This window comes from Microbacterium bovistercoris (assembly GCF_003387575.1).
Taxonomy (GTDB): domain Bacteria; phylum Actinomycetota; class Actinomycetes; order Actinomycetales; family Microbacteriaceae; genus Microbacterium; species Microbacterium bovistercoris.
Genome location: NZ_QUAB01000026.1, coordinates 1 through 6,246 on the forward strand (window position 1 = coordinate 1; position 6,246 = coordinate 6,246).

The 6,246-nt window shown below is 72.5% G+C and carries 6 protein-coding genes; all 6 read right to left on the bottom strand.

The window, feature by feature from the left end:
- Positions 1-1,051: RDD family protein (locus tag DY023_RS17920; protein ID WP_181905724.1), on the bottom strand; the 1,051-nt coding region annotated here is incomplete at its 3' end.
- Entirely contained in the window at positions 1,048-1,815 is a 768-nt protein-coding gene (locus DY023_RS04865; RefSeq protein ID WP_245958597.1) for a hypothetical protein, read from the bottom strand. The genes DY023_RS04865 and DY023_RS17920, both read right to left, overlap by 4 nt.
- Positions 1,812-3,476, bottom strand: coding sequence for a serine/threonine-protein kinase (locus DY023_RS04870; RefSeq protein ID WP_116241224.1), 1,665 nt, complete (start codon positions 3,474-3,476; stop codon positions 1,812-1,814). Before DY023_RS04870 ends, DY023_RS04865 begins: the two co-directional genes overlap by 4 nt.
- Positions 3,473-4,795, bottom strand: a complete 1,323-nt coding sequence (locus tag DY023_RS04875) for an FHA domain-containing protein (protein ID WP_116241225.1) — start codon at positions 4,793-4,795, stop codon at positions 3,473-3,475. The genes DY023_RS04870 and DY023_RS04875 overlap by 4 nt, the downstream gene beginning before the upstream one ends.
- Positions 4,795-5,613, bottom strand: a complete 819-nt coding sequence (locus DY023_RS04880) for a PP2C family protein-serine/threonine phosphatase (RefSeq protein WP_116241226.1) — start codon at positions 5,611-5,613, stop codon at positions 4,795-4,797. Before DY023_RS04880 ends, DY023_RS04875 begins: the two co-directional genes overlap by 1 nt.
- Positions 5,610-6,246, bottom strand: a 637-nt coding sequence (locus DY023_RS17925) for an FHA domain-containing protein (RefSeq protein WP_181905725.1), incomplete at its 5' end; no start/stop codon positions are given. The genes DY023_RS04880 and DY023_RS17925, both read right to left, overlap by 4 nt.

Here is a 6,246-nt window from a genome sequence, read left to right on the forward strand (position 1 = left end):
CCGGCGCCGCGGTCGGCGCAGGCGCCGAGGGCGCGACCTGGGACGGCGCCACGGGCGCGACCGGAGCCGGGGCCGCAGGCACCGCGCCACCGGTCTTCGGCTGCAGCGACGGCACACCGGTGATCATCCCCATCGCGGCCGCAGTGCCGGCCGGCGCGAACGGCGCGGGTCCCGGCGTCTGCGGTGCTCCCGATGCCGGACTCCACGCCGGAGCCGGGTCCGGTGCCGGCGCCTGGCCCTGCGGCGTGGCCAGCCCGCCGCCGGACGAGGGCGCCGCGGGAGCAGCATCCGTCGCGCCGTTCAGCCGCCGTGCGCCCAGCACGCCGCCGGAGAATCGTCCGGTCGGCACGTACTCGGCCGTGCCGGGACGGTCGACGGCCGTGGCGAGCGAGGGCAGCGGCGCCTTCTCCTCGTGCAGCGTGACGTTCTGCTGCTTGCGCGCGATGCGCATCCGCTTGACGTCGTAGGGGTCGAGACCCTTGCGCACATCGATGAACCAGGTCGCCGCGACGAGGTCTGGCCACCCGCGGCCCCGACGCTCGCCGTCGAAGAAGGGCGAGATCGCGATCACCAGCAGCGGACCGATCACGGGCACCACGAACGACGCGCCGAGGATCAGGTACCGCACCACGGCGCCGCGCCAGAAGCCCGGACGCTCCAGCGTGCGCACGTTGACGGAACGGATGCCGAAGATGGCCTTGCCCAGCGTGACGCCCTTGCGCCCGTGCAGGATCAGCTGCACCAGCGTGTACGCGAAGATGAGCACATAGGAGGAGATCACCGCCACCAGCAGCCAGATCAGGTCTCCGCGCTCCCCGAACGCAACGGGGTCGAAGGTCCCCGCGGTGATCGACAGCGCGATCGGCGTCAGCACGAGAGTGGCCGGCAGCGCCAGAAGCACGGCGACCAGGAGCTCGGTGAGCGTCGAGAGCACCCGCATTCCGCTCCGTGCCGGGACGAGCCCGAGCGCCTTCGCATACCCCGGGTCAGGACGCCCGAGTGCGTCGAGTCCCTCGATCGCCCGTTCTCCGCTGTCGACCTCCCAGATCATTCCGCGTCGTTCTCCGATTCCGTCTCGTGATCCTGGTCGAGCAGCGGCAGGTCGTCGCGGGTCACCAGCCGTGAGGTGACCGCGTACTCGACCAGCCGCGCGCGCCTGTTCGTCGCGCCCGAGCGCACGCCGCCCCGCATGCCGGGCACGCCGATGCGATCGAACTTGTCGCACACGTTGTCGAGCTTCCTGTTGAAGCGCGTCACGGTCCACCCCAGCCGCTCCGCCGCGGCCGCGGAGGAGGGGATGGCGCTCATCCCCGTGCCGTCACGACGCAGCATCGGCTCGGCGAGCGCCACCACCAGCAGCTTCTGACTGAGCGTGAGCGGCACCTCGCCGATGGTGGAGTCGCCGTCGAGGACCTCCTGTCGCACCGGACGGAACTTCGGCTGCGCGGAGTGCACCACCAGTTCGTAGGTCGTCGGTCCCGCCGAGAACACGATCGTCGTGCGGGCGAACACCAGCGGCAGCCGAGCGCCGGGTGACAGCCAGGCCTGCACCCCGCCGGAGGCGTCGGTGACCGACGCGGACAGTCGCGTGCCGACGTTCGCCAGCCACCACAGCCCCTGGTCCTCGGAGATGTCGAGGAAGTACCGGTGCAGGAACAGATTGTCGTCGATCGCGAGATCTCCCTCGCGGCCCACCGTGAAGCGCCCACCGGCGAGCACCGGGAAGTACTCGCCTGCGAACTCCACGGTGACCTGTCCCGGCGGGGCCGGCTTCAGAATCGGCTGGGCGCCGGTCTGCAGTTCCTCTTCGCTCATGGCGTGCACTCCCGGACCGGCTCGGAGCTGCGCCCCTTGTCGCGGCGGAGCGTCACCTCGATGCAGGTGTCCCCTGAGGCCTGCGCCGGGACGGTCACCGTCGTCTTGTCGGTGGTCGCCGCGTCGCCGGGGCCTTCGAGCGTCACCGGCTGCCAGATGTAGGTGTCGCCGTCCTGCGGATCGGGGTTGGTCCAGGTGAAGACCACCTGATCACCCTGGCGCACGCCCGTCAGGTCGCCGACCTGCGGCACGAGCGCGGAGATCGGATCCTGCGGAACGGGCTTCTCGTCGCTCTTCGCCGGCGTGGGAGCCGTCTGGTTCAGCAGGGCTCCGCCCGCGAACCAGGCGCCGCCCACGATCAGGGCGAGCACGGCCACGGACGCCGCGGCCCACCCCCACCACGGCATGCCGCGGCGGGCGGGCTGGGACTCCTCTGCGACAGGGCCCGGCTCCGCGACGACGGGCGTCGTCGGCTGGGTCTGCTGCGTCGGGGTGGCGTGCGGCGTGAGCACACGCGGAGCGCGCAGCATCGTGCGGTCGTCGTCCTCGCCTGCTGAGGCAGCGGGCGCGGCATCCGCCGGGACACCGCGCTGGACGGTCGCCTCCAGGGCGGATGGGTCCAGAGCGGGAGCGGCGGTGAACGAGGGAGTGCCGGCGGGCACGTCGCCGAACGAGATCGCGGGAGCGGGAATCTTGCGCTCGGTCGTCGCGGACGGCCTGGTCGGGTCGATCGAGACGATCTCACGGACCCGGGTCAGACCGTCGTCGTCCTCGTCGACACCGCCGTCGTGCGGCTGATCGTCGACGATGTCGACCGGGGTGACCGAGTGCGAGAGCTCGATCTGCACCTTCTGCAGCGCTCGGGCGAACGCGACAGCGCTCGGGTACCGATCCGACGGGTTCTTCGCCATCGCCTTCTCGAGCGCCGACTGCAGGCTGCCCGGCGCATCGGCGCGGGCCAGCGAGGGCAGCGGGGAGCGCTCGATCCGCTCGATCAGATCGGCGCCGGAGTTACGGCCGCCGGGCTGCTCGAACGGGGAGCGGCCGGTGAGCAGTGTGTAGATCGTCGCGCCCAGCGCCCAGACGTCGGATCGCGGGGTCGCCGAGGGCGGGTCGGCGAAAGACTCGGGCGGCGACCACGGGATCGACATGCCGGTCGCCTCGCCGACACCCTGGGTGGTCGAGGCGATGCCGAAGTCGGTCAGCGCAGGACGGTTGTACTCGGTGACGAGGATGTTGGCCGGCTTGATGTCGCGGTGCAGCACGCCCGCGCGATGCGCGGTCTCGACCGCACCGGCGACCTGGATGCCGACGCGCAGCGCCTCTGCCACCGAGAAGCGCTCACGGCGGGCGCGCAGCTGCAGATTGGGCCGCGGGCAGTACTCCATCACCAGGTACGGCCGGCCGTCGCCGGCGACGCCCGCCTGATAGATCGTGACGATCGCGGGATGCGTGGAGAGCATCGCCATCACGTTCGCCTCGTCGGTGAACTCCTTCACCGCGCTGCCGGTGATGCGGTCGGCGAGCAGCACCTTCACGGCGACCTTGCGGCGCGGCATCTCCTGCTCGTACAGGAACACGTCGGCGAAGCCGCCGGTGCCGAGCGGGTCGATGTAGGTGAAGCCCGGGAGCGCGGGCGGCGCGGACGGCGGACGGCTCACGGCAGATCCTCGAACGTGATCGTCACCCCGTCGCCGAGGTCGACCGTGTCGCCACTGACCACAACGTTCTGCTCACCCGGGTGCAGGCGCACCGGGTCCGCCCCGGTGCGCAGCAGTGTCGATCCGTTCGTGGTGTGCAGGTCGATCACGACGCAGGCGCCGGCCTCGGGACGGATCTCCAGGTGGTTGCGCGAGATGTCCTGCTGCGGGCTGTCGACGGCGATCAGGTGGGGCAGGTTGTCGCCGCTGGCGCGCGTCGAGCGCGGTCGGCGTCCGATGATCACGGGACGGTCGAGTTCGACCACCTGGCCGGTGGACATGCGGATGCGGCCGCGCGCGGATGCCGGGACGTCGAGCACCGCGGTGGCGGCGTCCGGCGCCGCAGGGGCGGGCGGAGGCGGGGGCACCATGCCCTCGCCGCGCATCGCGCGCAGCTGGGCGAGCGAGATCGTCGCGCCGTCGTGGTCGCCGTCGGCCGGCGGAGCCGGCGGGGCGGGCGGCACGGGGGCTGCGAGCGATGCCGGGCTGACGATGGTGGACTCGACGTCCTCCTCGAACACGTCGGTGAGGCCGAGCGTGGCGAACGGATCGGTCTGCGGGTGGGGCTCCGGCTCGGGCTCGGGCTCGGGATCGGCGATCGGCTCGGGCTCCGGTTCCGGCGCGAGCGCGGCCTCGGGCTCCGCGGCGGGGACCGGCGCGTCGGCCACCGGCTCCTCGACAACAGGCTCCTCGACAACCGGCTCCTCGGCCACAGGCTCCTCGGCCGCAGGCTCCCAGGCCGCCGGCTCCTCGGCGAGAGGCTCATCCGCCGGGGGCAACGCGGCCTCCGGGAAGGACGCGAGCGCAGCATCCGGGAGGGGCGGCGCGGCCGCATCCTCCTGCGTGAAATCGAGGGTGACCCTGGCCGCCGTGATCACGCCGTGCGAGATCGGCAGCACGCGCCCGGTGACGTCCTCGTCGACCAGCAGCTCGGCCTCGACCCCGCGCGGGACGAAGTGCTCGCTCCAGGTGGTGACCTCCGCGCCGGTGAAGGTGCGCTCGTCGCCCTCGGCGTCGGTGACCCGCGCGGAGACCCGGCCGCGCACCGCGACCCGCACGTCGGCGCCCTCGCGCACCACGGCGACGAACGGCGGGATCGCCGCGAACACGCCGCCGACGTGCGTGGTCAGCACGTCCACGACGGCGCTCAGGCCTGCGCCGCCCTCGATCACATCCCAGAGACCGTCGACCAGTCGGTCATCGGCATCGGGCGGCAGCACGACCACACCGGTGCGCCCGATCAGCGACCACCAGGTGCCCAACTCGTATCCCGCTCGCATCACTGCACTCCTCCGGTGGCTTCGGCACGCGGCAGCGTGTCGACGTCGATGTCGATGTCGTCGTCTCCCCCTGCGCCCTCGGGGCGCGTCCTGACATGCACGGCGTCGACGACGACCGCCGTGATGTTGTCGCGTCCGCCCTGCTCCAGGGCGGCCGCGACGAGGTGGTCCGCAGCGACCTGCGGGTCGGTGTGCTGCGTCAGGATCTGGGCGATGACGTCATCGCCCACTTCCGACGACAGCCCGTCCGAGCACACCAGGATGCGGTCGCCGGTCTCCGCCGGGAGCATCCAGTAATCCGCCTCGCCGGTGCTGCCCGCACCCAGCGCCCGCGTGATGATGTTCCGGCGACGATCGCCGCGCGCGTCTGCCTCGAGCAGCTCACCGGCGTCGATCAGCTCCTGCACCACAGAGTGGTCGACGGTGATCTGCTCGAGTTCGCCGTCGGACAGCCGGTACGTGCGCGAGTCGCCGATGTTCACGGCGAGCCAGTACCCGACGCCGTCGACGGACGCCACGGCGACGCCGCTGAGCGTCGTGCCCGCACGGCCGGTGCCGGCGTCCGACAGTGCGTCGATGCGGCTCTTGGCGCGTGCGATCGCGAACCGCACGTCGTCCAGCGCGACCGCGGGGCGCCCGATCAGACCGGCGAACTCCTGGATGGCGCCCGCGCTGGCCTCTTCACCGGCCTGGTGCCCGCCCATGCCGTCTGCGACCAGGAACAGCGGCGCCTGCACCAGCAGCGAGTCCTCGTTCAGTGTGCGGCGGAGCCCCGCGTGGGTGGCCCATCCGCACGAGACGACGATCGGAGGGATCACGCGTAACCGCCGATCGTGACGACGCGGTCGCCGATCTCGATGACATCGCCGAGGCGCACACGGGTGCGCTCGCCCGCCACGCAGGCGATCCGCACGCCGTCGCGCACGATCGTCATCCCGTTGGTGGAGTGGCGGTCCATGATCCAGCCGCCGGAGACCTCGGATGCCGCCTCGAAGTGCGTCTTCGACAGCGAGAGCGTCTCGTCGCGCACGGGCACGATCACGGCGCCGTCCTCCGGCGCGGGGTTGCGGCCGAAGATCGTGCGGCGCGACACGGTCACCCGGCTCCCGTCGTCCCAGGTGAACACCAGACGGTGACCGGGGATGCTGATGCGCGTGTCCTCGATGTCGTCGGCGCCGAGCGGCTGCACCTGCTCGGGCTCCGGCTCGGGACGCACCGGCGCCGCAGGAGCGACGTGGGCGTCGTGCACCGGCTGAGCCGGGGGCACGACCGGCTCGGCCGGCCCGGAGTCACGGGTCACCCCGGGGACGAACGCGATCAGCGCGTCGGCCGGAGCGGCGGATGCCGGGGCGGCGGGAGCCGCCGGGGCGGCGGGTCCGGCCGGGGCCGGCGGCGTGGGCGTCGGCGCGACGACGGTCTCATCCAGGTCGGCGACGCCGGTGCCTGCCGGC